This window comes from Tistlia sp., assembly GCF_040905785.1.
Taxonomy (GTDB): Bacteria; Pseudomonadota; Alphaproteobacteria; order Kiloniellales; family DSM-21159; genus Tistlia.
Window position 1 is genome coordinate 1 of sequence record NZ_JBBDQW010000088.1, and the last position, 24,838, is coordinate 24,838.

The following is a 24,838-nucleotide window of genomic DNA, read 5'->3' on the forward strand; positions in this document are numbered from 1 at the left end:
TTGCATGGTTCGACAAGCTCACCATGAAGCGACGGGGGCGCCGGTGCTGCGGCTCTGCACGCTACAGGGCCGCGCTTCATGGTGAGCTTGTTGTCCACCATGTCTGGCGGCTGCACACTTGTCGAACCACGAAGCGCGATCTGCGCGGACCTCGGGCCTCAGCAGGTCGCTGGCGGCAGAGGCGTAGCGCTTGCATGGTTCGACAAGCTCACCATGAAGCGACGGGGGCGCCGGTGCTGCGGCTCCATCTCTTTCGGCGGTCGCGGCGGATGGCCGGCTACAGGGCCGCGCTTCATGGTGAGCCTGTCGAACCACGAAGCGCGTTGCCGTATGGGGCTTGGCAGGTCTCGGCGAGGATCAGCCGGCGGTCGACGCTGCCTCGAGCCGGCGCTGCAGGAGCAGGAAGACCGCCACCTCTTCGGGGCTGAGACCGGAGAGGTCCCGGCGCAGGCGATCGGCGATCCTGTCGCGCAGGCTCCCGACCAGGCTGCCGTCGAGGTAGGCGCCCAGGATCTCCGGGTGGACGTAGCTGCGCCGGCAGACCGCCGGGGTGTTGCCGAGACGGGTCGCGACCCGCTCCACGGCCCAGCGGATGTTGCGCTTTGCGGCCGCCTCGCTGTCGATCTCCTCGAACTCGCTCAGCGCCCAGGCGGCCAGGACGGTGCCCGCCCAGGTCCGGAAGTCCTTGGCGGTGAAGGGCTCTCCGGCCAGTTCGCGCAGGTAGTCGTTGACCTCGTCGGAGCCGATGGCGTGGCGGGCGCCGTCGCGGTCGACGTACTGGAACAGTTCCTGGCCGGGCAGATCCTGAAGCTGGCCGATGACCCGCGCGGCGCGCCGGTCGGTGAGCTCGATGAGATGCTTGCGTCCGCCCTTGCCGACGAACTCGAAGGTCACGGCGCCGCCCTCGACCTCGACATGGCGCCGACGCAGGGTGGTCAGGCCGTAGCTGCGGTTCTCCCGCGCGTAGCGGGCGTTGCCGACGCGGATCAGCGTCGTCTCGAGCAGGCGCACCACCGTCGCCAGGACGGTGCGGCGACCACAGGGCGTGCCGCCCATGTGGGCCTTGGTCTGGCGGCGGATCTCCGGCAGGGCGCGGCCGAAGGCCAGCACGCGGTCGTACTTGTCCTCGCCGCGCCGCGCCTGCCAGTCGGCGTGGTAGCGATACTGCTTGCGGCCCCGGTCGTCGCGGCCCGTCGCCTGCACGTGGCCGCGCGGGTCGGGCGAGATCCAGACGTCGCTCCAGGCCGGCGGGATCGCCAGCGAGCGGATGCGCGCCAGGGTTCGCGCGTCCTCGAGCCGGCCGCCATCCTCGCGGTGATAGCTGAAGCCCTTGCCCCGGCCCCGCCGCCGCAGGCCCGGCCCCGCATCGGTGACGTAGCGCAGGCCCGCCCCGGCCGCTGCCTGCCGCGCCGCCTCGCGGGCCTCGCCGGTGCCTTCGACTTCGCCCTGCACTGCCGCCATTGCCGACCTTCCCTGACGAACGCGGCAGCTGCGCCGCCAGCCGCCGAGCCATGAACGGCGCCCGTTGCCGGCAGTTCCGGCGCGCCGAGCGTCGCGGCCCTCGCCAACCCGTCCCGTGGGGCCGCGCAATGGCGGGCAGCGCCGGCAGCGAGGATGCTGTAGGGTCGCCCACGACCCGACCCATCCTCGCTCCTGGCGCGCCGCTCTCCCGCGCGACGCGCCCTGCGCCGGCCGCCTTCCCTCCAGACCGAGAGCACCATGCCCCGCCAGCTCGAAACCCATCCTCTCACGCCCGCCGCCTTCGCCGCCTTCGGCACGGTCATCGAAGCGCGCAGCGAAGCGGCCCTGGAGATCGACCAGGGCTTCACGACCCGCTTCCACGCGCTCGCGGAGGTCGCGGCCGGGCCCAACGGCAAGGCGATGCTGTCGCTGCTGCGCGGCCGACCGCGGCCGCTCCAGATCGACCTGCTGGAACGCCACCCCCTGAGCAGCCGGGCCTTCATGCCGCTCGGCGGCCGCCCCTGGCTGGTCGTCGTCGCCGACACCCCGCGCGCGGAAACCTGCCGCGCCTTCCGGGTCCGCGGCGACCAGGGCGTGCAGTATCATCCCGGCGTCTGGCACCACCCGCTGCTGGTGCTCGATGAGCCACAGGACTTCCTGGTCGTGGAGCGCGCCGGCCCCGGCACCAACCTGGAAGAGGTCCGCCTGGCGGCGCCCCTCGAGCTGCGGCCCGCCTGACCCCGGTCAGTCCGGATCCAGGTCGCGGCGCAGGACCTTCTGGCGGCTCGACACCATGTCGCGGTCGAAGTAGCCCTGGCGCATGTGGCGGTTGCCGCCGCCGGCGAGCTCGAATGGCGTGCGGCCGTGCAGCACCCGGTAGTTGTCGAGGATGAAGGCCTGGCCCGGCTGCAGCTTGAAGGTCACGGTCATCTCCTCCGCGTAGAGCAGCTCGGCGAAGCGCCGGCGCGCCGCGTAGTAGCGGGTCAGCTCGGCGACCGGCCGGACGTCCACGAACTCCGTGCGGTTCGACCAGGCGACGCGCTCGACCCGCCCCTCGGCATCCACTCCGATCAGGCTGCGCAGGTTGTCGAGCACCGTCGTTCCGTCCTCGTAGCGAAAATAGACCGGCGTCGTCGCCAGGACCTCGAAGGCCGCCGGATCCTCACGCCGCAGCCGCTCCGCGACCGCGAAGCCGTCGACGATGGTGCTCTCGCCGCCCTCGAAGGAGTTCTCCAGGCAGTGCAGCACGACGTAGCCGATCGTGGAGAAGCGATAGGGGTTGTCGACGTGCGGCTCGAGGCCGCGGTTGGTCAGGGTCAGGTCGAAGGCGTCGGCATCGACCTTGACGTCCTCGACGCCACCCCAGTTGGTCAGCTTGATGTTGCCGATCAGGCCCATGAACTCGAGGATGCCGTTCTTCTCGGGCGGCACCTCCTCGATCAGCACGCAGCCGAGCCGCGCCAGGTCGTCGAGCAGGCCGAGCAGCGGCCGGCCCTGCTTCAGATCGCCAAGGCGATAGCGCGGAAAGCCGCCGAGCGAGGCATCCCAGAGCTCTCGGTCGCCGAGCAGGTCGACCTGGTCCCGCGGCGCCAGGGCGCGGCGCAGCCGGGCGCCCTCGAAGAGCGCCGTGGCGCCGTCGCTGAAAGTGACCTCCACCCTATCGTCGCCGGCCAGGCGCGCGCCGGTCACGGCTAGATCGAGGGGCAGGAAGGCCGCCTCCAGCGTGCGCTGGCCGTTGCGCCCGTCAAGCGTCTGCCCGTCGGGCGCCCGCTCGCGCAGCCAGAGCGGGTGGAAGGAAAAGCGCCGGCCGTCGCTCCAGGCGACGACCAGCGCGCCCTCCTCGAGGGCGGCCTCCGAGACAGCGGCGGAGTCGGCAGCGGAGTCGGCGGCGGCCGACTGGACGGCGGGGGACAGCGACACGGAAACCTCTTGGCAGGAAGTATGGGAGGGGTGACAGGGCATACTACGAACGGCCGTCCGGCCGAAAGGTGCCCGAGCTGGCGGCGCCGCGGCCCTTGCTGGCGACCCACGGCTCCCCGATAGTGCCGGCTGTCCCGCCAGCCGGACCCCCGCCAGCCAGGCCCCCGCCAACCCGGACTCCCGCCAACCAGACAAGGAACGCGCCTTCATGAAGCTCTTCCATTCGCCCGCCTCGCCCTATGTGCGCATGGTCATGGCCCTGGCGATCGAGACCGGGCAGGCCGCGAAGATCGAGCGGCTGCCGAGCGCGGCCGTGCCGGTCAAGCCGGACCAGACGATCCGCGTGCACAATCCCACCGGCAAGGTGCCGACCGCGATCCTCGACGACGGCACGGTCCTCTTCGACAGCCGCGTGATCTGCGAATACCTGGATGCGCAGCACCCGGGCGAGCGCCTCTTTCCGGCCGAAGGTGCCGCGCGCTGGCAGGCGTTGACCCTCTTCGCCCTCGCCCAAGGGCTGCTCGACGCCGCCCTGCTGGCGCGCTACGAGCTGGCGATGCGGCCGGCCGAGAAGCGCTGGGACGAGTGGCTGGCGGGGCAGCTGGGCAAGATCGACGCCTCGGTGGCTGCGCTCGAGGCCGAGTGGATCGAGCATCTCGAAGGCCGCTTCGACATCGGCGCGCTGGGCGTCGCCTGTGCTCTCGGCTACCTCGACTTCCGCTTCCCCGAGCGCGACTGGCGCAAGGCGGCGCCGAGGCTCGCAGCCTGGTTCGAGTCGGTCGCCGAGCGGCCCGCCCTCAAGGAGACGCGGCCGCAGGGCTGACTCTTCCTCCCCGGCATCGACAAGGAGGCCATCATGGAGCTCTACGGCTACTACCGGTCCTCGACCTCCTACCGCCTGCGCATCGCGCTGGCGCTCAAGGGGATCGAGTACCGGGCGCACTACGTCAGCCTTCCCGACGAGGCGCAGCGCAGTCCCGACTACCTGGCGGTCAACCCGCAGGGGCTGGTGCCGACGCTGATCGACGAGGGCACGGCCTACACCCAATCGCTGGCGCTGCTCGAGTATCTCGACGAGACCCACCCCGAGCCGCCGCTGCTGCCCCCCGACGCCGGCGGGCGTGCCCAGGTCCGCGCGCTCGCCCAGATCGTCGGCTGCGAGATCCATCCGCTCAACAACCTGCGGGTCCTGAAGTACCTGAAGGGGCCGCTGGCGCTTGACGAGGCGGCGCGCGACCGCTGGTACCGCCACTGGATGGGCGAAGGGCTGGACAACTACGAGAACAGCCTGGCGCGGCTCGACGAACAGGGCGGCCGCAGCGCGGGCCGGTCCTACGGCGACAGCGTGACGATCGCCGACATCTGCCTGGTGCCGCAGATCTTCAACGCCCAGCGCTTCCGCTGCCCGCTCGAGGCCTACCCGCGCACCATGGCGGTCTTCGAGGCCTGCATGGCGCTGCCGGCCTTCGAGACGACCCAGCCCAAGCATCAGCCCGACGCGGTGTCCTGAGCGCCGCCCGGCGGCGCGCTCAGAACACCCCCAGCGCCCCCAGCAGCATCTTCGCCGAGGTCAGGATCAGGAAGACCGCGAAGAGCACGCGCAGCAGCCCCGGCCGGATGCTGTGGGCGAGCCGGGCGCCGAGCGGCGCGAAGAGGATGGTCAGGGGCGCGATGCAGACCAGCCCGAGCAGGTTCGGGTAGCCCAGGCTGAAGGGCGGCAGGTCCGGATGGCCCCAGCCGGCGACGACGAAGCCGGCGCTGCCCGGCACCGCGATCAGCAGGCCGAAGACGCTGGCCGTCGCCACCGCCTGGCGCACCGGATAGGCGCAGGCGCTCAGGAGCGGCACGCCGAGGGTGCCGCCGCCGATGCCCATCAGGGTCGAGATCCCGCCCATCAGCAGCGGCAGCGGCTGGCCGGCCGGCCCCCCGGGCAGGCGCGCGAACAGCGGCCGGCCCTCGCGCCGGACCAGCATGAAGAGCGCCACCGCCAGGGCGATGGCCGCAAAGACAAGGCTGAGCTCGGCCGAGCGCAGGTAGGCGGCGGCGACACCGCCGAGGATCGCGCCCAGCACGATGGTCGCGCCCCAGCGCCGGATCAGGCTCCAGTCGACCGCGCCGCGCCTGGCGTGGGCGCGCGCCGAGGCGATCGAGGTCGGCACGATGGTCAACAGAGAGGTACCGACGGCGACATGCATCAGGATTTCCGGCTCGACGCCGAGCACCGCCAGGATGACGCTCAGGACCGGGACGATGACGATGCCGCCGCCGACGCCGAGCAGGCCGGCCAGGACGCCGGCCAGGGCGCCGGTCGCAACCATGGCGCCGGCGAGCCAGGCCAGCTCGCCGAGGGGAGGAAGTTCGATCAAGGGACGGGTTCCGGCAGGGGACGGGAGACTGGGGACAGGGGCGCTGTTCTAGAGCCTGCCGCCGCCGCGATCCACCCGGCCCCGAGGGAGGCAGACCCGACTTCCGCGCAGGGTTCAGCGGCGGCGCGCCAGGAAGCCGCGGATCGCCGCGCGGCTGGCCTCGCTGCGCCCCGCGGCCTCCTGCAGGTCGCGCTCCAGGTCGAGCTGGCGATCAAGGTCCGGCTCGGCGGCGGCGCCCAGCAGGCGCTTGGTCGCGGCCAGGGCCTCGGGCGGCTGCGCCGCGAGCCTGGCCGCCACGGCCTCGCTCTCGGCGGCCAGCGCGGCGTCCTCCACGACCTTCCAGACCAGGCCCCAGGCATGGGCCTCCTCGGCGGCGACGCGCTCGCCGAGGAAGGCCGCGCCCGCGGCGCGGATGCGCCCGGCCAGGCGCGGCAGGAACAGGCTGTTGCCGACGTCCGGCACCAGGGCGATGCCGACGAAGGGCTCGTAGAAGAAGGCCGAGCGTCCGGCGATCACCAGGTCGCAGGCCAGGGCGACGCCGACCGAGCCGCCCGCGCAGGCGCCCTGGACGGCGGCGACGACCGGCAGGCGCGAGCGCCGCAGGGCGCGGACCAGCGGGTTGAAGTGCCGGTCCAGCACGGCCCCCAGCGACGGGGCGTCCTCGCCCTGGGCGGCCGAGAGGTCGAAGCCGGCACCGAAGGCGCGCCCGGCACCGGAGAGCAGCACGGCCCGCACCTCCGGGTCGGCTTCCGCCTCGGCCAGGGCCGAGCGCAGGGCCTCGACCATCGAGACGGTGAAGGCGTTGAGCTTGTCCGGGCGGTTGAGGGTGATGCGGGCGACGCCGCCGGTGCGCTCGAGGAGGATCTCGCGGTCTTCGGTCATGGGCTCTCGGCTCCTCCCTTGCGCGCGCAGGCTGCCATGCGCCGGGCGTCCCGGCAACGTGGCGGCCGGGCAACGTGGCGGCCGGGCAACGTGGCAGCGCGGCAGGGCCGCTCCTGCGGGTCTGACCTGCAGCCGCCGGCCGTTGCGCCGGCCCGCCGCCTTCGCCTATGCCTGCCGACGGCAAGAGACGACCACGGCAGGAGGGGATCGGTGGGCGACAGGCAGAGCAGCTTCGCGATCATGGGCAGTGGCGGCGTCGGCGGCTTTTTCGGCGCCAAGCTGGCGCGCGCGGGCTATCCGACGGTCTTCGTCGCCCGCGGCGCGCACCTGGCGGCGATGCGGGACCAGGGCCTGCGCATCGAGACGAGCGAGGAGGCCTACAGCGTCGAGGTGCAGGCGACCGACGACCCGGCGACGATCGGCCCGGTCGATTTCGTGCTCTTCTCGGTCAAGCTCTGGGACACCGAGACGGCGGCAGAGGCCTGCCGGCCGCTGATCGGGCCGGAAACGGCGGTGCTGTCGCTGCAGAACGGCGTCGATTCCGAGGAGCGGATCGCCGGTATCCTGGGCGAGCGGCACGTCCTGGGCGGTGTCGCGGAAATCTCGGCGACGATCGCCGAGCCCGGCCTGATCCGCTGCTTCAGCCCCTTCCAGCGCATCCGCTTCGGCGAGCTGGACGGCAGCCGCAGCCCGCGCTGCGAAGCCCTCGATGCCGCGCTGACCGCCGCCGCTATCGAGCACTCGCAGCCCGGGGACATCCGCGCCGCGCTGTGGAACAAGTTCATCATGCTGGTTGGGCTCTCGGCCCTGACCGCGGTCACCCGCCGCCCGGTCGGCGAGATCCGTGCCGACCCCGACACCCGCGCCCTGCTGCTGCAGGTCATGGGCGAGACCCTGGCGGTCGGCCAGGCGAGCGGCGTGCCCCTGCCCGACGACCTGGCCGAGACCATGGCCGAGCGCGCCAACAGCCTGGGCGCCAACGTCAAGGCCTCGATGGCCGTCGACCTGGAGCGGGGCAACCGTCTCGAGCTGCCCTGGCTGAGCGGCAAGGTCGTCGCCCTGGGCCGCGCGCTCGGGGTACCGACGCCGGCCAACGGCTTCGTCTGTGCGGCCCTGAAGCTCGACCAGGAGGGCCGTCCGGCCTGATGCGGGGCGGCGAGCGGCAAGACTCCGGGGCGTGAAGGCTCCGGCTGCTATCGCCACATCTGCCGCAGCCGGGCGCCGACGTCGACGCGCGGCGCCGCGGCGGGCAGCGGCACCTGGATCGGGCCCGAGGCGGCGCGGGGCCAGGCGGTGCGCTCGAAGAGGTCGAGCAGCTCGCGTGGGATGAAGCGGCTGCGCGAGGCGTAGACGTGGCGGTCGCCGCGGGCGCTCTGGCCGTGGGTGAAGAAGCGCTGCGGCACCATCAGCTCGAGCTCGTCGCGGGCCCGGGTCATGGCGACGTAGAGCAGGCGGCGCTCCTCCTCCAGCTCCGCCGTGGTGCCGGTCGCGAGGTCGGAAGGGATGCAGCCGTCGACCACGTTCAGCACGAAGACCGACTTCCATTCCTGGCCCTTGGCCGAATGGATCGTCGAGAGCACCAGGTAGTCCTCGTCGAGCAGCGGCACGCCGGCCTGGTCGCTGGTCGCGTCCGGCGGGTCCAGGGTCAGCTCGGTCAGGAAGCGCTCGCGCGAGGGATAGCCGCCGGCGATCTGCTCGAGCTGGATCAGGTCGGCGCGGCGCACCAGCGCGTCGTCGTGGATGCGGTCGAGGTGCGGCTCGTACCAGAGCCGCGCGCGCTCCAGGTCGAGCGGCCAGCGCGCGCTGGCGGGATCCAGCGCGGCGAGCGTCTCGACGAAAGCCGGCCAGTCGGCGCCGGCGCGCGGCGGCGCCGGGGCCTCGGCGAGCGCCGCCAGCGGATCGGCGGCCTCGGCCATCAGGTCGAGGACCCGCTGCGCCGAGGCCGGGCCGACGCCGGGCAGCAGCTGCATCAGCCGGAAGCCGGCGACCCGGTCGCGCGGGTTGCCGGCGAAGCGCAGCAGCGCCAGCAGGTCCTTGACGTGGGCGGCCTCCAGGAACTTCAGGCCGCCGAACTTGACGAAGGGGATGTTGCGCCGGGTCAGCTCGATCTCGAGCGGGCCGCTGTGGTGGGAGGTGCGGAACAGCACGGCCTGCTGCTTCAGGCCGGTCCCGGCCTCGCGGTTCTCCAGGATCCGCTCGACCAGGTAGCGCGCCTGGGTCGCCTCGTCGCCGACCGCGACCAGGCGCGGCCGCGCCGTCGCGGCGCGCTCGGTCCAGAGGTCCTTGGTGAAGCGCTCGGCGGCCAGCGCGATGACGCCGTTGGCGGCGGCCAGGATCGGCTGCGTCGAGCGGTAGTTGCGCTCCAGCGTCACGACCTCGGCCGGCGGGCTGAAGTGGCCGGGAAAGTCGAGGATGTTGCGCACGCTCGCGGCGCGGAAGGAATAGATCGACTGGGCGTCGTCGCCGACCACGGTCAGGCCGCGCCCGTCAGGCTTCAGCGCCAGCACGATCGAGGCCTGGAGCCGGTTGGTGTCCTGGTACTCGTCGACCAGGACGTGGTCGAACAGGCCGCCGATCTCGGCGGCAAGCCCGGCATCGGCGACTGTCTGCGCCCAGCACAGCAGCAGGTCGTCGTAGTCCAGCACGTTCTGGCGCTGCTTGGCCTCGACGTAGCCGGCGAACAGCCGGCGCAGCGCATCGGCCCAGTCGGCACACCAGGGGAAGGCCTCCTGCAGCACCGTCTCGAGCGGCAGCTCGGCGTTGACGCAGCGCGAGTAGATCGCGAGGCAGGTGCCCTTGGTCGGGAAACGCCGGTCGGTCTTCGAGAAGCCGAGCTCGTGGCGCACCAGGTTCATCAGGTCGGCCGAATCCTCGCGGTCGTGGATCGTGAAGCCGGGATCGAGGCCGATCTGCCCGGCATAGTCGCGCAGCAGCCGCGCGCCGACGCCGTGGAAGGTCCCGGCCCAGCTCAGGCCGCCGGCCAGCACGCCCGCCTTTTCGCCGAGCGCCTGGCGGGCGATGCGCTCGACGCGCCGGATCATGTCGGCGGCGGCGCGCCGCGAGAAGGTCATCAGCAGGAGGCGGCGCGGGTCGGCGCCCTCGACGATCAGGTGCGCGACCCGGTGCGCCAGGGTGCTGGTCTTGCCCGAGCCGGCCCCGGCGATGACCAGCAGCGGCCGCGCCACGCCGGGCGCGCCCACGGCGTACTCGGCCGCGCGGCGCTGCTCCGGGTTGAGGCTGTCGAGATAGGCGGCGGGCGTAGGGCTGGGCATGGGGAGGCGCGACTCGGGTGGCTGGGCCACCCACTGGATCACGGTCCCCTTTCGTTCGCAACGACGGCGGCCCCGCCCGGCCGGCCTCCGCGTCGTCCCGAGGCGGTCGAGGCGGGTGCGAGGCGGCCCCCGCTACGCCATGTGGAAGCCCGGGGTCGAGAGCGACAGCGCCTTCTCCTCCTCGGTCATCTCCTCGGCCACGCCCTCGAAGAGCGGCGAGGAGAGGTAGCGCTCGCCGGTGTCGGGCAGCATGCAGAGGATCACGGATCCCGGCTCCGCCTTCTCGGCGATCTGCATCGCGACCGCGAAGGTGCCGCCGCCCGACACGCCGGTCAGGATGCCCTCCTGCTGGGCGAGCTTCCTCGACCACTCCATGGCGACTGGGCCCGACACCGGAATCAGCTCGTCGTAGTAGCGCTCGTCGATAGCCTCCTGCAGGACCAGCGGGATGAAATCGGGGGTCCAGCCCTGGATCGGGTGCGGCTCGAAGGCCGGGTGGCTGGCCGCTGCCGAGCCGTCGGCGGTGCGCTCCTGGGCCGTGCCGCTGGAGAGCAGCGCGGCGTTGGCCGGCTCGCTCAGCACGATCTTCGTGTCCGGGCGCTCGCGGCGCAGGACCCGCCCGACACCGGTCATGGTGCCGCCGGTGCCGTAGCCGGTGACCCAGTAGTCGAGGCGGTCGCCGGCGAAGTCCGCGAGGATCTCGCGCGCCGTCGTGTTCTCGTGGATCGTCGCGTTGTCGCGGGTCTCGAACTGGCGGGCCAGGAACCAGCCGTTCGCCTCGGCCAGTTCCCTGGCCTTCTGGTACATGCCGAAGCCCTTGGCGGCGCGCGGCGTCAGCACGACCTTGGCGCCGAGGAAGCGCATCAGCTTGCGGCGCTCGATCGAGAAGCTGTCGGCCATGGTCACGACCAGCGGGTAGCCCTTGGCGGCGCAGACCATGGCGAGGCCGATGCCGGTGTTGCCGCTCGTCGCCTCGATCACCGTCTGGCCCGGCTTCAGCTCGCCCCGGCGCTCGGCCTCCTCGATGATCGAGATCGCCAGGCGGTCCTTGACCGAGGCGGCGGGGTTGAAGAACTCCGCCTTGACGTAGAGGCGCACACCTTCGGGCGCCAGGCGGTTGACCCGGATCGCCGGCGTGTCGCCGATGGTGTCGACGATCGACTCGTAGAGCCGGCCCCGTCCCTCGGTCCGTCGCGTGCTGTCGCTGCTCATGGCTGATCCCTTTCCTTGGCCGGTCTGCCGGGGGAGTCCAGCGGATCGCGCGCCGCTGGTCACGCGATAATTTGGCAAGGCACTTCCGACCCGCAGGCTGCGCCTGCCTCAGTCGGCGCCGGCCGCCGCCGCCAGGACGCGGGCGCCGATCACCAGGTCGTCGTGCGCCGTGTCCTCCTCGAAGGAGTGGCTGATGCCGCGCTTCGACGGCACGAAGAGCATGCCGGCCGGCATCAGTCGGGAGACATTGGCGGCGTCGTGCAGGGCGCCCGAGGGCATGCGCCGCCACAGGCCGGGCGCCTCGGCCTTCGCCCCCGCCTCGATGCGCGCGGCCAGCGCCGGGGCCATCCGCGCCGGCTCGATCGCGGCGTAGGCCGAGCGCGTGCACTCGAGGCCGCGCGCGCCGGCGACCTCCTCGGCGGTGGCGCGAATCACCGCCTCCATGCGGTCGAGCCGCGCCGTCTCGCCGTCGCGCCACTGCATCGTGAAGTCGACGCGCCCCGGCACGATCGAGGAGGCGTTGGGATGCAGCGCGACGTGGCCGATGGTCCAGACCGTCGCCGGGGTGACGATGGGCGCCAGGCGGGCATTGACCAGGGTCGTGAAGTCGGCGAGGCCCTGGAAGGCGTCGCGGCGCAGGCGCATGGGGGTGGTGCCGGCGTGGTTCTGCTGCCCGGTCAGGCGGTAGCGCTCGCTGCGGATGCCGACGATATCCTCGACGACGCCGATCTTCTCGCCTGCGCTGTCAAGCACCGGGCCCTGCTCGATGTGGGCCTCGATGAAGGCGTCGAAGCGCCTGGCCGGCAGGAAGTCGGCGCCGGCGAGGTCGGCCATGGTGCGGCGCGCCTCGGCGAAGCTGACGCCCTCGTGGTCGGTCATCCGGTCGGCCTCCTCGAGCGGCATCAGTCCCGACCAGATGCGGCTGCCGGTCAGGGTCGTGAAGCGCCCCTCCTCGTCCTGGAAGGAGACCGCCGCCACCGGCGGGCCGCCGCACTCGAGGCTGGCGCGGGCGACCTCCAGGCCGGCGAGCACGCCGTAGGCGCCGTCGAGCCAGCCGCCTTCCGGCTGGCTGTCCGAGTGCGAGCCGATGAGCAGGCAGGGCGCCGCGCCCGGCGGCAGGCCGAAAAGGTTGCCGACGGGGTCGAAGACCGGCTCGAGGCCGGCCTCGGCCATGCGCCCGGCGAGCCAGCGGCGCGCCGCGATGTCGGCCTCGGAATAGGCGGGCCGGACGACGCCGCTGCCGCAGCGGCCGAAGGAACGCAGGGTCTCCAGATCCTCGAGCAGGCGTTCGGGTCGGATCGCGATCTCGGTCATGGTGGGACCTTCCGGTATGTCTTCAAAACAGGGCGCACTTCCTCAATGGCCTGTCGCCAGGGCGCCTGGCAACCCGTAAGCTCGCCGGAAAACCTGCCACAGGGGAGATGCGCATGCCGGACCTGGGCAACCGCGAGTCGATCTATCAGCCGGAACAGCCCGACCTGAAGTTCCCGATCAGGCGGGAATTCGCGACCGCCGCTGAGGAGCGGCAGTACCGCAAGGAGCGCCTGGTCGGCGCCTGCCGCGCCTTCGCCGAGGCCGGCCTGGACTACGGCTTCGCCGGCCATCTGACGATCCGGGACCCGGAGCGCCCGGAGCTCTACTGGACCAATCCGATGGCCGTGCACTTCCGGCAGGTCCGGCTGTCGAACCTGATCCTGGTGGATCACGAGGGGCAGGTCGTCGAGGGCGACTACGCCGTCAACCGTGCCGGCTTCGTGCTCCACGCCGCGGTCCACGAGGCGCATCCCGACATCCTGGCGATGTGCCACGCCCACTCGCTCTACGGCACCGCGTTCGCCTCGCTGGGCCGGCCGCTCGAGCCGATCACGCAGGACGCCTGCGCCTTCTTCGAGGACCACGTGGTGATCCGCGATGAGGCCGGCGCCGTCGCGGTCGAGGCCCCGGCCGGGCCCAGCGTCGCGGCCTCCTTCAAGGGGGTGAAGGCGGCGATCCACCAGAACCACGGGCTGCTGACGGCGAGCCGCCACTCGATCGAATCCGCGGCCTTCTGGTTCATGGCGCTGGAGCGCTGCTGCCGGCAGCAGCTGATGGTCGAAGCCTCTGGCCACGCGCCGATCCTCATTTCGCCCGAGCGCGCCCGTTACAGCCGCGAGCACGTCGGCAGCGAGTACATCGGCTGGCTGCACTTCCAGCCGGTCTACGAGCAGCTCGCGGCCAGCCAGCCCGATATGTTCCAGTAGCGCCCCGCCTCGCCCGCGCTACCCTTCGCCCCGGCGAGGGGCTAGGATTGCGGGCGGTCGGCGGGACGTAGGCCGCCGCCTGGCCGGGCCGGCGGCGCGCAGTGCTTTGGAGGGGCTGCAAGTGGATCGCGAGGGGGCGTACGATTTCGGGCGTGACGGCGTCGCGGGGGCCGAACCCGGGAAAAGCCTCGCCGCCCGCGCTCTGGAGAGCGAGGAACGGCTGCAGCTCGCGCTCGAAGCCGGGCGCATGGGCACCTGGGAATGGGAGGTCGCGACCAGCCGGGTGGTCTGGTCGGCGGGCCTCGAGGAAATACACGGCCTCGCTACCGGCAGCTTCGCCGGGACCTTCGAGGCCTTCCAGGAAGACATCCATCCGGAGGACCGCGAGCGGGTCCTGCGCACCATCTCCGGCACCGTCGAGCGGGGCGACGACCACCACATCGAGTATCGCATCCTCCTGCCCGACGGCAGCCTCCGCTGGGTCGAGGGCCGCGGCCGGCTGTTCCGCGACGAGGCCGGCGCGCCCGCACGCATGATCGGTGTCTGCCTGGACGTCACGGAGCGCAAGGAGAACGAGCAGCGCCGGGCCCTGCTGCTCGACGAGTTCAGCCACCGCATCAAGAACATCATGGCGATCGTCCAGTCGATCGCCGGCCTGACCCTGCGCGAGACGCCCGAGCCGGAGGCCTTCAAGCGGGCCTTCCAGTCGCGGCTGGCGGCCCTCGACACCGCCCATTCGCTGCTGACCCGGCAGCAGTGGCGGGGCGCCTGCCTGACCGACCTCGTCGCCGGCACGCTGGCGCCCTTCGGCGGCGGCGGCCGGCAGGAGGCGATCCGCTTCCAGGGGCCGCCGCTCCTGGTCGAGGCGAGCGCCGCGGTGACCCTCTGCCTGGTGCTGCACGAGCTGGCGACCAACGCCGTCAAGTACGGCGCCCTTTCGGTGCCGGACGGCAGGATCGAGATTTCCTGGGACGGCGCGGCCGGAGACGGCGTCGCGGGGGAAGGCGCCGGGTCGGGCGCCGGGTCGGGCGCCGGGCCGGGCGTCGAGCTGGCCTGGATCGAGCGCGGCGGCCCGGCCGTCGAGGCGCCCGAGGCCGACGGCTTCGGCACGCGCCTGTTCTCGATCGCCGCCGCCCAGCTCGGCGGCGACGCCAGCGTGCGCTACGAAAGCGAGGGCGTCGAGGTGCGCCTGCGCTTCCCGCTGTCCCGGGCGGAGCGGCAGGCGCCGGCCTAGCCTGACCAGCCGTGACCTCAGCCCATCCAGGTCGCCGGCCCCTCCTCGCCGTAGGCCAGCTGCCTCGCTGGCGGCGCCCCCTATAGCGGCGGCCCCGCCATCTGACTCGGCAGCCAGGCGATGACCTCCGGGTAGAGGTAGATGAAGACGTTGAACAGCAGGATGATCGCGATGAAGGGCAGCACGCCGAGCGCGATCTCGCGCAGCGGCACGTTGCCGCTCATGCCGCGCAGCACGAACAGGATGATGCCGACCGGCGGCGTGACCAGGCCGACCTCGATCATCAGCACCAGAAAGACCGCGAACCAGATCGGGTCGAAGCCGAGCGCGATCACGATCGGGTAGGCGACCGGCAGGGTCATCAGCATCATCGAGATCGACTCGATGAACATGCCGAGCACGATGTAGATCAGGGCGATCATGGCCATGACCATCCAGGGCGCCAGCTCGGCGTCCTGGATCACCTGGACCAGCGAGCGCGGCAGGCGCAGGTAGTCGAAGACCCAGCTGAAGATCGCCGCCCCGACCACGATCAGCAGCAGGAAGGAAGTGATCCGCACGGTCTCCATCGCCGTGTCGCGCATGATCTGCCAGCTCATCGTGCCGCGCAGGACGCAGAGCAGGAAGGCGAGCGCGGCGCCGACGCCGCCCGCCTCGCTGGGCGTCGCCACGCCGGCGTAGAGCGAGCCCAGCACGCCGACGATGACCAGGAAGAAGGGGAAGGTGCCCTTGGAGGCGCTGAGCTTCTCGCGCCAGCTGTAGGAGTCGCCGGCCGGGGCGGAGCCGGGCACGCTGCGGGTCCAGATGAAGACGCCCAGCATGAAGGCCACGGTCAGGATCAGGCCGGGCACGATGCCGGCGATGAACAGCACGTTGACGGGAGCGCCGACGGTCGTGCCGTAGATGATCATGGCGATGCTCGGCGGGATCATGATGCCGAGGGTGGCGCCGGCCGCGACGACACCGTAGGTCAGGCGGGCGCTGTAGCCGCGGCGCACCATCTCAGGGCAGGCGACCTTGCCCATCGCCGCCGCGGTCGCCAGGCTGGAGCCGGAGACCGCGGCGAAGATCGTCGAGGCGCTGACGCTGGCGTAGGCGATGCCGCCGGGCACGCGGCCGAACCAGCGCATCAGAGCATCGAACATCTCGTTGGTGACGCCGCTGCGCATCAGCAGGCCGCTCATCAGGATGAACATCGGCACCGCGGTGAGCGTAAAGGTGTTGACGCTGTTCCACGAGCGCTCGGCGAGCAGCGAGAGCTGCGGCAGCGGCAGCAGGAAGTAGACGCCGAGCAGGCCGGCGAGGCCGAGGGCCAGTGCTACCGGCACGCCGATCAGCAGCAGCAGCAGCAGGCTGCCGACCAGCAGCAGTCCGACCGGCAGCAGCGGCAGGCCGCGCGCCGCCCAGTAGGCGAGGGCCAGGGCGGCAAGCAGCCCACCGGCCGCCAGCGCGACCCGCGGGCCGCTCCAGGCCAGTGCGGCCGCCAGGAAGACGGCGGCGATCGCCAGGCTGCCCCAGTCCAGTCGGGTGCCCGGGATCTTGGCCGGCACCGGCCCCAGCAGGCACAGCAGGGCGACGAGGCCCGCGAACAGCAGCGGCACGACCCAGCGCCGGAAGGCCGAGGCGGGCGGTCGGCGCAGGAAGAGGTCCGCAAGGATCGCCAGGACGAAGGCGAGATAGCCGAGCGAGACCGGCAGCTCCGGGATCCACTGGGGCGTGGCGAGCAGACCCCAGTCACGGGTGTCGTGGACCAGCTCCTGGTAGTTGAAGGCGACCATCTGCCAGGCCGCGAAGAGCAGGAAGAACAGGCCGATCCAGAGCGCGACCAGCTCGAGGAAGCCGCGCCGACCGGCCGGCAGCCAGCCGAGCAGCAGCTCGACCCGGACGTGCGCGCGCGCCTTCTGGGCGAGCGCGAGCCCCGCGAAGGTCATCCCGACCAGCAGGTAGGTCGCGATCTCCGTGCCCCAGTAGGTCGGCTCGTTGAGGACGTAGCGGGCGAAGATCTCGAAACAGACGATCGCGGTCATCGCCACCAGGCCGAGCGCGGCGGCCCAGCCCGTCGCGTCGGTGACGCCGTCGATCGCCCGGATCAGGACGAAGCCGGCGCGCTGCTCCGGGAGCGCCGGCGCGCCCTCCACTATTGGCCCGAGAATGACAGCCTCCTCCTCAGCGCAGCCGCACCGGCCTGCAGGATACAAGCCTGTCCGTCGGTGTGGATTTTAGCGCTAACATAGGCGTGCAGCGACATCAATCGACTGATAGGATTGTATGATCGGAACGGCCTCACGGGGGTGCACCCGCGGAGCAGCGTCCGTCGCCCCGCTCATGGAGCGGGTCCCATCGGAAACAGAAGCCGACAATCGAACGAGGAGGAAACGATGAACGAGACCCTTTCCCGGACGCCTCGCGTGCCGCGCGGCGCGCTCGGCCTCGCCGCCGGCGCGGCGGCCCTGCTGGCGCTGGCCGGCGGCGCCCAGGCGCAGGACTACGACCTGACCATCGCCGTGCTGCCGTCGCCGCACACGGCCTACCTGAAGATGGCCGAGACGATCCCCGACCGGATCGCCGAGGCGACCGGCGGCAAGGTCAAGATCACCCTGAACGATTCCCTGGTCGGAGGACCGCAGATCGCCGCCGCCGTGCGCGATGGCCGCGTGCCGATGTCCTCGGCGCTGCACACCTACCTCGCGGCCGAGGAGCCGCGGATGGGCATCTTCAACCTGCCGGGCCTGATCGACAACATGCCGGAGTACGCCTACGTCTGCGAGGCCTTCTGGTGCGAGGACGTCGATGCGATCTGGCTGGAGCGCTGGAACGCGATCTCGCTGGCCAACGGCGCCTGGTGCACGCAGCAGCTGTTCTCGAAGGAGCCGATCCGCACGGTCGAGGACTTCCGCAACAAGAAGCTGCGCGTGCACAACCCGCAGACCGCGGCGCTGATGGACGCGCTCGGCGCCAAGCCGGTGCCGCTCGCGCTCAGCGAGGTCATGCCGGCGCTCGAGCGCGGCATCATCGACGGCCTCTTCACCTCGACCTGCTACGGCCATGGCCAGGAGTACTGGCGCCTGGCGCCCAACGTGCAGAACTGGGGCCTCGGCCCGATCAACGGCTGGGCGATCCTGATCAACAAGGAGGCCTGGGAGGAGATGCCGGAAGAGCTGCGCGAGCAGGTCCAGGCCGAGATGGACCGCTTCGAGGGCGAGGCGATCTACGGCTACTACGACTTCGTGCGCGAGGCCATGCTCGACATGGAGAGCAAGGGCGTGACCTTCTGGGTGGCCCCCGACTCCGAGAAGGCCCGGATCTTCGACCCCCAGTACACCCAGCCCGTCTACGACTCCTGGTACAAGCGGGCCGAGGAGGTCGGCTTCGACGGCAAGGCCTACATCGAGAAGGTGCGCCAGACCCTGGGCAAGGATCTGCTGCGCTGAGAACGGCCGGCTCCCGGCGGCGGCACGAGCCGGTCGCCGCCGGGGTCGACGGCGCCCCCCTTCGGGCCGCGCGCACCCCACCGCCACACGACGAACAGGAGACAGCATGGACAAGGCACTTTTCGAGAAGGGCCTGGAGCAGCGCAAGGCGACTCTGGGCGCCGAGTACGTCGAGAAGAACCTCGCGGCCGCCGACGATTTCTCCCGGCCCTTCCAGGAGGCGATGACCGAATGGTGCTGGGGCTTCGGCTGGGGCGACGAGGCGATCGACGCCAGGACGCGCAGCCTGATGAACCTGACCATGCTGGGCGCGCTCGGTCGCCTGCACGAGTGGGAAACCCACTGCCGGGGCGCCCTCAACAACGGCGTCACCAAGGAGCAGATCCGCGCCGCGGTGCACGTCGTGGCGATCTACTGCGGCGTGCCGATGGGCCTGGAATGCTTCCGGGTCGCCCGCAAGGTCCTGGAGGAGGCCGGTGAGCTGTGAGGGGTGAGCTGTGAGGGGCGCGCCATGAGCCGCGAGGCAGGCGCGCCGGAGACCTCGCTCGAGCTGGCGCGCTTCCTCTCCGCCTCGCGCTACGAGGACCTGCCCGCGGCGCTGCGCCACGAGGCCAAGCGGTCGCTGCTCAACTTCTTCGCGGTCGCCTTCGCCGGCAGCCGAGAGATCGCGGTCGAGACGGCGCTCGGCCTGCTCCAGGAGTTCGCAGGCCCGCCCCAGGCGGCGATCGTGGGACGGCCGGAGCGGACCGACCTCGCGACCGCCGCCTTCCTCAACTGCGCCAGCGCCAACGTCTACGACTTCGACGACACCCATCCGCGCACTGTCATTCATCCGACCGCCCCCGCCGCGGCGCCCCTGCTCGCGCTGTCGCACCGCCAGCGGGTGAGCGGCCCGGCGCTGCTCCACGCCTTCGTCCTCGGCGCCGAGACCGAGTGCCGGATCGGCAACGCCGTCTCGCCCGGGCACTACCGGCGCGGCTGGCACATCACCGCGACCTGCGGCGTCTTCGGCGCGGCGGCGGCGAGCGGCAAGCTGCTCGGCCTCGACGCGCAGGGCCTGCTCTGGGCGCTGGGCAACGCCTCGGCGCAGTCCTCGGGGCTGGTCGAGACCCTGGGCTTCATGGCCAAGAGCCTCGGCGTCGGCAACGCCGCGCGCAACGGTCTGCTCTCGGCGCTGCTCGCAGAGCGCGGCTTCGACGGGCCGGCGCGGCCGCTCGAGGGACCGCGCGGCTTCCTGCAGGTGATGGGTGAGGCGGCGGATCCCTCGGAGATCACCGGCGCGCTCGGCGAGCGCTGGGAGCTGCTGGACAACACCTACAAGCCCTACCCCTGCGGCGTCGTGCTGAACTCGGTGATCGACGGCTGCCTGGCGCTGCAGGCGCGCGGCGACTGCCCGCCCGAGGCGGTCGAGTCGGTGACGCTCCACGGCCACCCGCTGCTGCGCCAGCGCACCGACCGCCCCGACGTCGCGACCGGCCGCGAGGCCCAGGTCAGCGCCCACCACGCCGTCGCCGTCTGCCTGCTGTTCGGGGCCGCCGGGCTGGCGCAGTTCAGCGACGCCGCGGTGCGCGACCCGCGGGTGCTGGCGCTGCGCCGCACCGTCTCGATCGTCGACGATGCCGAGATTCCCGTCGAGGGCATCCGCATCGAGCTGAAGCGGCGCGACGGGACCCGCGAGACGCTGGTCGTCGAGCAGGCACGCGGCAGCGCCGGCCGGCCGCTGGCCGACTCCGAGCTCGAGGACAAGCTGCGCCGCCTCGCCGCCGACGGCGCCCCCGGCTGCCGGCCGGAGCCCCTGATCGAAGCGGTCTGGGGCCTCGAGGACCTGGCGGACGCCAGCGAGCTGCTGCGTCTCGCGGTGCCGAGCTAGACCGAACTCGCCTGACTACCGCAGGCCGTAGATCTGCTGCGGCAGCCAGGTCGCCAGGGCGGGATAGGCGATGACGATGGCCAGGGTGACCAGCTGCAGGACGACGAAGGGCAGCACGCCGCGGTACATGTCGACCAGCCGGATCTCGGGCGGCGTGATGGCGCGCAGGTAGAAGATCGAGGGCGCCATCGGCGGCGTCAGGTAGCTGGTCTGCAGCACGATCAGGAAGATGATGCAGAACCACAGCGGATCGACGCCATAGAGCGCGATCAGCGGCATGGCCACGGGGATGACGATCAGCACGACCGAGATCAGGTCGAGCACGAAGCCGGCCAGGAAGGTCAGCAGCAGGATGATGGCGAGCGCCGGCCAGCCGCCGAGGCCGTACTGGTCGAGCAGGATCTGCACCGACTCCATGCCGCCCGAGGCGTAGAAGACGCCGGCGAACATGCTGCCGCCGAGCACGATGAACAGGATCATCGCCGTGATCGACAGCGTGCTGTAGAGCGAGTCGCGGACCACGGCGAAGCTGAGGCGCCCGTGCAGCAGGCCGAGCAGCAGGCTGCCGAAGGCGCCGCAGGCGGCAGCCTCGGTCGGCGTCGCCCAGCCGAGCAGGATCGTCCCGAGCACCGCGAAGATCAGCGCGACCGGCGGCAGCAGCGCCGCCGCGGTCAGGCGCAGCTTGGCGGCCAGCGGCACCGCCGCCAGCTCCTCGCGCGGCGGCCGCGGCGCCAGCGCCGGGCGCAGCGAGACGACGGCGACGATGTAGGCGATGAACAGCCCCGACATGATCAGCCCGGGCAGCAGGATGCCGGCGAAGAGGTCGCCGACCGGCAGGTTCGCGATCGGCGCCAGCACGATCACCGTGATCGAGGGCGGGATCATGGTGCCGAGCGAGCCGCCGGCGCACAGCGTCCCGGAGATCAGCCGCTTGTCGTAGCCGTACTTCATCATCGGCGGCACCGCCAGCATGCCGACCACGGTCTCCGTCGCACCGACCACGCCGGTCGCGGCCGCGAAGATCGTGCACATGACGACGGCGCCGATCGCCAGCCCGCCCGGCAGGCGGCGGGTCCAGAGATGAATGGCGTCGAACAGCTTCTCGGCGATGCCGGCGCGGGCGAGCAGCGCGCCCATGAAGACGAACAGCGGGATCGCGCCGAGCACGTAGTTCGAAGCGACGTCGTCGACCTTCGCGACGAACTGGAAGACCAGCGCGTCGCCGAAGCGGAACAGGCCAAACACCAGGGCCACGCTCATCAGCGAGAAGGCGACGGGGAAACCGGCGGCGACCAGCACCAGCAGTGCCGGGAACATCCACAGCCCGACGAAGAGCTCCATGCCTAGCGGCCTTCCGGAGCGTTCGCGACCAGCGCCTGCAGCGACTTCGCGACTTCCGCCAGGACCTGCAGGACGAAGACCGCGAAGCCCAGCGTCAGCACCGCGCGGTAGGGCCAGATCACCGGGTTCCAGGCCGAGATGCCGCTCTGCTCGCCGCTCCGGAAGGCGTCGGCGGCGAAGCCGAAGAGGGCGTAGGTCAGCCAGGCGACGCAGGGCAGCAGCAAGCAGTAGCCGAGCAGGTCGACGACCGCCCGGCCGCGCGGGCCAAGGGCGCCGTAGACCAGGTCGACGTTGACGTGCTGGCGGATCTTAAGGGCGTAGGCGATGCCCATCATGAAGATCGCCGCCATGAACATGTAGCTGATCTCGTAGGCCCAGGAGGTCGGCGCCGCGAAGAGGTACCGGCTGGAGACCTCGAAGACCATGGCGGCGACCAGCGGCAGGATCAGGCAGACGCCGACCGCCGCGGCGAGCGAGGTGATCCGCTCCAGGACGAGGACGATGCGCATGGCGAGTTCTTCTCCGGGACCACGACGGAGGCGCGGCGGCGGGGTCGGGGCGGCGCGCCCGGACCCCGCCGCAAGTGCGCTAGCGGTTGGCGGCGGCGCCGATCGGCAGGCGGAACTCGCCCCAGGTGCCGAGCTTCTCCTGCAAGGCCTTCTGGCTGTCGTAGGCGCGCTTGAACCAGGCGTTCTCAGCGGCCTGCTTCTCGGCCCAGGCGAGCGAGGCCGCGCGGGCCTCGTCGATGAAGCTCTGGTCGAGCTCGACGAAGGTGTTGTCGCCGGCCTTCAGCTTGTCCCAGGCCGCCAGGTCGGCCTCGCCGTACTGGCCGAAGGTCAGGAAGGTGTTGAGCTGGGCGGCGAGCTCGATCATGCGCTGGTCGTGGGGCGACAGCTCGGCCCAGGCGTCCTTGTTGAACATGCACTCCTGGCCGCTCGCCGGGGCGTGGATGCCCGGCGTGATAATGTACTCGGCGATGCTCGGAAAGCCGGCCTCGAGGTTGCTGCCGGGGCCGGCCCACTCGATGGCGTCGACGACGCGCCGCTCGAGCGCGCTGAAGACCTCCGAGCCGGGCATGATCGTGGTCGTCGCGCCCAGTTCCGAGGCGATCTCCGCCCAGGCGCCTGAGGTCCTGATGCGCAGGCCGGCGAAGTCCTCGAGCGTGCGCACCGGCTTGTGCGAGTGCAGGAAGATCTCGGTCTCGGCCAGGGCGCAGGGGAAGGAGACGACGCCGAAGGCCTCATCGCGCCACTCGCGCCACATCTCGGCGCCGCCCTCGTTGTAGAGCCAGATCAGGTACTCCTCGGGCGTCAGGCCGCCGGCCCAGCCGCCGAAGGGCACGCCGGCGCGGTCGGCGCCCCAGTCGTAGGCCGGCCAGTTGTGGCCGACCTCGGCGACGCCGGTTCGCACCGAATCGGTGACCTTGAGGGCGCTGCCCAGGGTGCCGGGCTGGGTGACCTTGATGGTGACCCGCCCCTCGGTCATCTCGCCGACCAGCTTGACGAAGTTGCGCATGCCGAACTCGAGCCAGTGGCCGCCGACGTAGGTCGCCATGCTCCAGTTCACCGACTTGGCCTCCTGGGCCGTGGCCGGCAGGGTCGCCGCGCCGACCCACAGGCCGAGGCCGAGGCCGAGCGCCAGGGGCTTCCTGATCCAGTCTCTCATGTCCGCATTCCTCCCGTTGGTGTTGTCGCCGGAGCCCCTGCCCGGGGTCTTGGTCCGGCCGCGCGAAGCCGCGCCCGTTCGGCGCCTTCGCGAGAGTCATGATGATAGCGCTCACATTTCACACTGGCAAGACGCCTGCTCGGCCGGCCGCGCGAGCCCTCAGAGGCCCATGCTGGCGCGGTAGAAGGCGTAGAAGGAGCGGATCAGGGTCTCGCTGACCATGGTCTCGTGGGCGCCGGTGTCGCGCCCGCCCATCTCGACCACCTGCAGCGCCTCGGGCAGCTTCTCGGCGCTGGGCTGAAGCTGGGCCAGGACCTCGCTGTCGTCGATGCCGACATAGCCGGCCGGCCCGACCAGGTTGGCCTGCTTGAGCCGGCGCGCCTGCATCGCCGGGTCGTCGTTTTCGAAGCCGTAGTGCGTCCAGGAAAGCTCGGTCTCGGACTGGCTCTTCGGCAGGATCTGGCGCACCGCCAGGCAGTTGCCGTGCTGCTGGAAGAAGACCGAGGGGAAGACCGAGAGGTTGATCATCGAGCTGTCGCCGAACTCGTCGACCGGCTTGACCAGCTCCATGTCCTGGATCCGGAAGTCCGGCCGCCAGCTCGTCAGCTGCTGGGTCACCTCGTTCTGCTGGCTGGCGGTCTCGGGCGAGTAGGTCGAGGCCATGATGCCGTGGCGGCCGCCCTCGGTCGGCACGGCCCGGAAGGGCGTGTCGGTGCGCAGCAGGCCGAAGGTCACGAAGAAGCTGTGCAGCAGTCCCGCGTGGTAGGGGTCGCGGCTGTTCTCGAAGTAGAGCTTCCAGTTGCACGGCAGGTGCTGGCGATTGTAGCCGATCAGTCGCAGCCGGCGGTTCGCCGGGAACACCCGGTCGATGCAGGCGAGCATCTCGGGCCCGATGAAGGCCTCCAGGCTCGGCGCCTCCTCCGAATAGCTCGCCCAGACGGTGCCGCCGCGCCGCTCGACGCGCAGCCGGCGCAGGCCGTGGGCCGACTTGTCGAAGTCGCGGGGCATGCCGCCCTTGCCGAGCGCGCCGCGAAGGAAGGGCAGGCCCTGGAGGTTGCCCTTCAGGTCGTAGTTCCAGTGGTGATAGGGACAGGTCAGGTCCTTGGCCTGCCCCCTGTTCTGCCAGCAGACCATGGTGCCGCGATGGGCGCAGCGGTTCTCGAGGACGTTGATCTCGCCGTCCTTGTCGCGCACCAGGATGACCGGCCGCCGCCCGACCCAGCTGCGCTTGTAGGAGCCGGGCTCGGGGATCTCGCACTCCAGCCCGACGTAGCTCCAGGTCGCGCCGTGGTGGAAGACCTCCAGCTCGCGCTCGAAGAGCGCCGGGTCGGAGTAGATCCAGGCCGGCACGCGGGCCGCCTCCTCGGGCCAGGCGCGGGGTGCTGCGCTCGACTGCGCCGCTGGGGTCATGCTTGCCTCCTTTGCCGGCTCACACCGGGATGATCAGCGAGGTACGGATCCGGTAGTTGTCGTAGACGCACCAACGCTGCCGGAACAGCGGACGCTCCCCGGCCAGCGACACCACGTCCAGGTAGCGGCCGACCATCAGCAGGTGCGGCTCCCGGTCCGACAGGGATTCGTAGAGCGCGAAGTTCGCGCGCGCCCGGCAGAGCTCGCCCTCGAGGGCGTCGAGGGTGACGCAGCCGACCAGGTGCCGGATGGCGCGCGGCTCGTAGACCGTCGTCGACTCGAGGGCGGCGACGCGGTCGAGCAGCATGGCCCGGCCGGTGCAGCTGAGCGCCGAGAGCTCGAGCCCCTGCTCGTGGTTCTCCCGCGAGACCACGCGGTAGTCCGCCTCCTCCTCGAAGAAGTCGGGCCAGCGCGCGAGCTCCATGTCGTCGAGGCAGACCGCGTAGTCGTCGTTGAGATCGCGCAGCAGGGCGCGGACTTCCCGCTCTTTCTGGGTGGCAACGGTGGTGGCGACGGTGGTCATGGCAGCTCTGA

Annotated in this window: 22 protein-coding genes; 9 read left to right on the top strand and 13 right to left on the bottom strand. The window is 71.5% G+C overall.

Annotated features, from left to right (window positions below; genetic code table 11):
- Positions 1-357: 357 nt before the first annotated feature.
- Entirely contained in the window at positions 358-1,461 is a 1,104-nt protein-coding gene (locus WD341_RS19915; RefSeq protein ID WP_368427241.1) for a DNA topoisomerase IB, read from the bottom strand.
- Positions 1,462-1,719: 258 nt separating this feature from the next.
- On the opposite strand from WD341_RS19915, the gene WD341_RS19920 reads away from it, so the two are divergent.
- Positions 1,720-2,199, top strand: a complete 480-nt coding sequence (locus WD341_RS19920) for an ureidoglycolate lyase (protein ID WP_368427242.1) — start codon at positions 1,720-1,722, stop codon at positions 2,197-2,199.
- 6 nt (positions 2,200-2,205) lie between these two features.
- Here WD341_RS19920 and WD341_RS19925 read toward each other — a convergent pair whose 3' ends face one another.
- Entirely contained in the window at positions 2,206-3,381 is a 1,176-nt protein-coding gene (locus WD341_RS19925; protein WP_368427243.1) for a TauD/TfdA family dioxygenase, read from the bottom strand.
- 208 nt (positions 3,382-3,589) lie between these two features.
- Between WD341_RS19925 and WD341_RS19930 the strand changes: the two genes are divergently transcribed.
- A complete protein-coding gene (locus tag WD341_RS19930; protein ID WP_368427244.1) occupies positions 3,590-4,204 on the top strand; it encodes a glutathione S-transferase in 615 nt (204 codons plus the stop codon).
- 33 nt (positions 4,205-4,237) lie between these two features.
- Positions 4,238-4,891 carry a maleylacetoacetate isomerase gene (gene maiA / locus WD341_RS19935; protein WP_368427245.1) on the top strand — a complete coding sequence of 218 codons (654 nt, stop codon included), beginning with the start codon at positions 4,238-4,240 and terminating at the stop codon, positions 4,889-4,891.
- Between the two features lie 19 nt (positions 4,892-4,910).
- On the opposite strand, the gene WD341_RS19940 is transcribed toward maiA, so the two are convergent.
- Positions 4,911-5,747, bottom strand: a complete 837-nt coding sequence (locus tag WD341_RS19940) for a sulfite exporter TauE/SafE family protein (protein WP_368427246.1) — start codon at positions 5,745-5,747, stop codon at positions 4,911-4,913.
- Positions 5,748-5,861: 114 nt separating this feature from the next.
- Positions 5,862-6,629 carry an enoyl-CoA hydratase-related protein gene (locus WD341_RS19945; RefSeq protein ID WP_368427247.1) on the bottom strand — a complete coding sequence of 256 codons (768 nt, stop codon included), beginning with the start codon at positions 6,627-6,629 and terminating at the stop codon, positions 5,862-5,864.
- A gap of 210 nt (positions 6,630-6,839) precedes the next feature.
- Between WD341_RS19945 and WD341_RS19950 the strand changes: the two genes are divergently transcribed.
- Positions 6,840-7,775, top strand: coding sequence for a ketopantoate reductase family protein (locus tag WD341_RS19950; protein WP_368427248.1), 936 nt, complete (start codon positions 6,840-6,842; stop codon positions 7,773-7,775).
- Between the two features lie 47 nt (positions 7,776-7,822).
- Here WD341_RS19950 and WD341_RS19955 read toward each other — a convergent pair whose 3' ends face one another.
- From WD341_RS19955 to WD341_RS19965, 3 genes are all read right to left on the bottom strand, one after another.
- Entirely contained in the window at positions 7,823-9,901 is a 2,079-nt protein-coding gene (locus tag WD341_RS19955) for an ATP-dependent helicase (RefSeq protein WP_368427249.1), read from the bottom strand.
- Between the two features lie 132 nt (positions 9,902-10,033).
- Complete coding sequence (locus WD341_RS19960; RefSeq protein ID WP_368427250.1) at positions 10,034-11,113, bottom strand: PLP-dependent cysteine synthase family protein; 1,080 nt, start codon at positions 11,111-11,113, stop codon at positions 10,034-10,036.
- A gap of 108 nt (positions 11,114-11,221) precedes the next feature.
- A complete protein-coding gene (locus WD341_RS19965; protein ID WP_368427251.1) occupies positions 11,222-12,427 on the bottom strand; it encodes a hydantoinase/carbamoylase family amidase in 1,206 nt (401 codons plus the stop codon).
- A 113-nt stretch (positions 12,428-12,540) separates the two neighbouring features.
- Here WD341_RS19965 and WD341_RS19970 point away from each other — a divergent pair, with 113 nt between their 5' ends.
- Together WD341_RS19970 and WD341_RS19975 are read left to right on the top strand one after the other, a co-directional pair.
- Complete coding sequence (locus WD341_RS19970; protein ID WP_368427252.1) at positions 12,541-13,353, top strand: class II aldolase/adducin family protein; 813 nt, start codon at positions 12,541-12,543, stop codon at positions 13,351-13,353.
- Positions 13,354-13,474: 121 nt separating this feature from the next.
- Complete coding sequence (locus WD341_RS19975; protein WP_368427253.1) at positions 13,475-14,587, top strand: sensor histidine kinase; 1,113 nt, start codon at positions 13,475-13,477, stop codon at positions 14,585-14,587.
- A gap of 80 nt (positions 14,588-14,667) precedes the next feature.
- Here WD341_RS19975 and WD341_RS19980 read toward each other — a convergent pair whose 3' ends face one another.
- The gene (locus tag WD341_RS19980) at positions 14,668-16,725 is read right to left on the bottom strand and encodes a TRAP transporter large permease subunit (RefSeq protein WP_368427254.1); all 2,058 of its coding nucleotides are present in this window, start codon (positions 16,723-16,725) and stop codon (positions 14,668-14,670) included.
- A 240-nt stretch (positions 16,726-16,965) separates the two neighbouring features.
- On the opposite strand from WD341_RS19980, the gene dctP reads away from it, so the two are divergent.
- From dctP to WD341_RS19995, 3 genes are all read left to right on the top strand, one after another.
- Positions 16,966-18,018, top strand: a complete 1,053-nt coding sequence (dctP, locus tag WD341_RS19985) for a TRAP transporter substrate-binding protein DctP (protein WP_368427255.1) — start codon at positions 16,966-16,968, stop codon at positions 18,016-18,018.
- Between the two features lie 106 nt (positions 18,019-18,124).
- On the top strand, positions 18,125-18,505 hold the full coding sequence (locus tag WD341_RS19990; protein WP_368427256.1) for a carboxymuconolactone decarboxylase family protein: 381 nt from the start codon (positions 18,125-18,127) through the stop codon (positions 18,503-18,505).
- Positions 18,506-18,529: 24 nt separating this feature from the next.
- Complete coding sequence (locus WD341_RS19995; protein WP_368427257.1) at positions 18,530-19,888, top strand: MmgE/PrpD family protein; 1,359 nt, start codon at positions 18,530-18,532, stop codon at positions 19,886-19,888.
- 15 nt (positions 19,889-19,903) lie between these two features.
- On the opposite strand, the gene WD341_RS20000 is transcribed toward WD341_RS19995, so the two are convergent.
- The 5 genes from WD341_RS20000 to WD341_RS20020 all read right to left on the bottom strand — a co-directional run bounded on the left by WD341_RS20000 (position 19,904) and on the right by WD341_RS20020 (position 24,827).
- Complete coding sequence (locus WD341_RS20000; RefSeq protein ID WP_368427258.1) at positions 19,904-21,229, bottom strand: TRAP transporter large permease subunit; 1,326 nt, start codon at positions 21,227-21,229, stop codon at positions 19,904-19,906.
- 2 nt (positions 21,230-21,231) lie between these two features.
- Positions 21,232-21,738, bottom strand: a complete 507-nt coding sequence (locus WD341_RS20005) for a TRAP transporter small permease subunit (RefSeq protein WP_368427259.1) — start codon at positions 21,736-21,738, stop codon at positions 21,232-21,234.
- A gap of 79 nt (positions 21,739-21,817) precedes the next feature.
- Entirely contained in the window at positions 21,818-22,894 is a 1,077-nt protein-coding gene (locus tag WD341_RS20010) for a C4-dicarboxylate ABC transporter substrate-binding protein (RefSeq protein WP_368427260.1), read from the bottom strand.
- A gap of 159 nt (positions 22,895-23,053) precedes the next feature.
- Positions 23,054-24,304 carry a Rieske 2Fe-2S domain-containing protein gene (locus WD341_RS20015; protein ID WP_368427261.1) on the bottom strand — a complete coding sequence of 417 codons (1,251 nt, stop codon included), beginning with the start codon at positions 24,302-24,304 and terminating at the stop codon, positions 23,054-23,056.
- A 19-nt stretch (positions 24,305-24,323) separates the two neighbouring features.
- Complete coding sequence (locus WD341_RS20020; RefSeq protein ID WP_368427262.1) at positions 24,324-24,827, bottom strand: aromatic-ring-hydroxylating dioxygenase subunit beta; 504 nt, start codon at positions 24,825-24,827, stop codon at positions 24,324-24,326.
- Positions 24,828-24,838 lie beyond the last annotated feature (11 nt).

Coding starts and splice junctions, on each gene's coding strand:
- WD341_RS19915 (WP_368427241.1), bottom strand. CDS start 1,461: ATGGCGGCAGTGCAGGGCGAAGTCGAAGGCACCGGCGAGGCCCGCGAG.
- WD341_RS19920 (WP_368427242.1), top strand. CDS start 1,720: ATGCCCCGCCAGCTCGAAACCCATCCTCTCACGCCCGCCGCCTTCGCC.
- WD341_RS19930 (WP_368427244.1), top strand. CDS start 3,590: ATGAAGCTCTTCCATTCGCCCGCCTCGCCCTATGTGCGCATGGTCATG.
- maiA (WP_368427245.1), top strand. CDS start 4,238: ATGGAGCTCTACGGCTACTACCGGTCCTCGACCTCCTACCGCCTGCGC.
- WD341_RS19945 (WP_368427247.1), bottom strand. CDS start 6,629: ATGACCGAAGACCGCGAGATCCTCCTCGAGCGCACCGGCGGCGTCGCC.
- WD341_RS19955 (WP_368427249.1), bottom strand. CDS start 9,901: ATGCCCAGCCCTACGCCCGCCGCCTATCTCGACAGCCTCAACCCGGAG.
- WD341_RS19960 (WP_368427250.1), bottom strand. CDS start 11,113: ATGAGCAGCGACAGCACGCGACGGACCGAGGGACGGGGCCGGCTCTAC.
- WD341_RS19965 (WP_368427251.1), bottom strand. CDS start 12,427: ATGACCGAGATCGCGATCCGACCCGAACGCCTGCTCGAGGATCTGGAG.
- WD341_RS19970 (WP_368427252.1), top strand. CDS start 12,541: ATGCCGGACCTGGGCAACCGCGAGTCGATCTATCAGCCGGAACAGCCC.
- dctP (WP_368427255.1), top strand. CDS start 16,966: ATGAACGAGACCCTTTCCCGGACGCCTCGCGTGCCGCGCGGCGCGCTC.
- WD341_RS19990 (WP_368427256.1), top strand. CDS start 18,125: ATGGACAAGGCACTTTTCGAGAAGGGCCTGGAGCAGCGCAAGGCGACT.
- WD341_RS19995 (WP_368427257.1), top strand. CDS start 18,530: ATGAGCCGCGAGGCAGGCGCGCCGGAGACCTCGCTCGAGCTGGCGCGC.
- WD341_RS20000 (WP_368427258.1), bottom strand. CDS start 21,229: ATGGAGCTCTTCGTCGGGCTGTGGATGTTCCCGGCACTGCTGGTGCTG.
- WD341_RS20005 (WP_368427259.1), bottom strand. CDS start 21,738: ATGCGCATCGTCCTCGTCCTGGAGCGGATCACCTCGCTCGCCGCGGCG.
- WD341_RS20010 (WP_368427260.1), bottom strand. CDS start 22,894: ATGAGAGACTGGATCAGGAAGCCCCTGGCGCTCGGCCTCGGCCTCGGC.
- WD341_RS20015 (WP_368427261.1), bottom strand. CDS start 24,304: ATGACCCCAGCGGCGCAGTCGAGCGCAGCACCCCGCGCCTGGCCCGAG.
- WD341_RS20020 (WP_368427262.1), bottom strand. CDS start 24,827: ATGACCACCGTCGCCACCACCGTTGCCACCCAGAAAGAGCGGGAAGTC.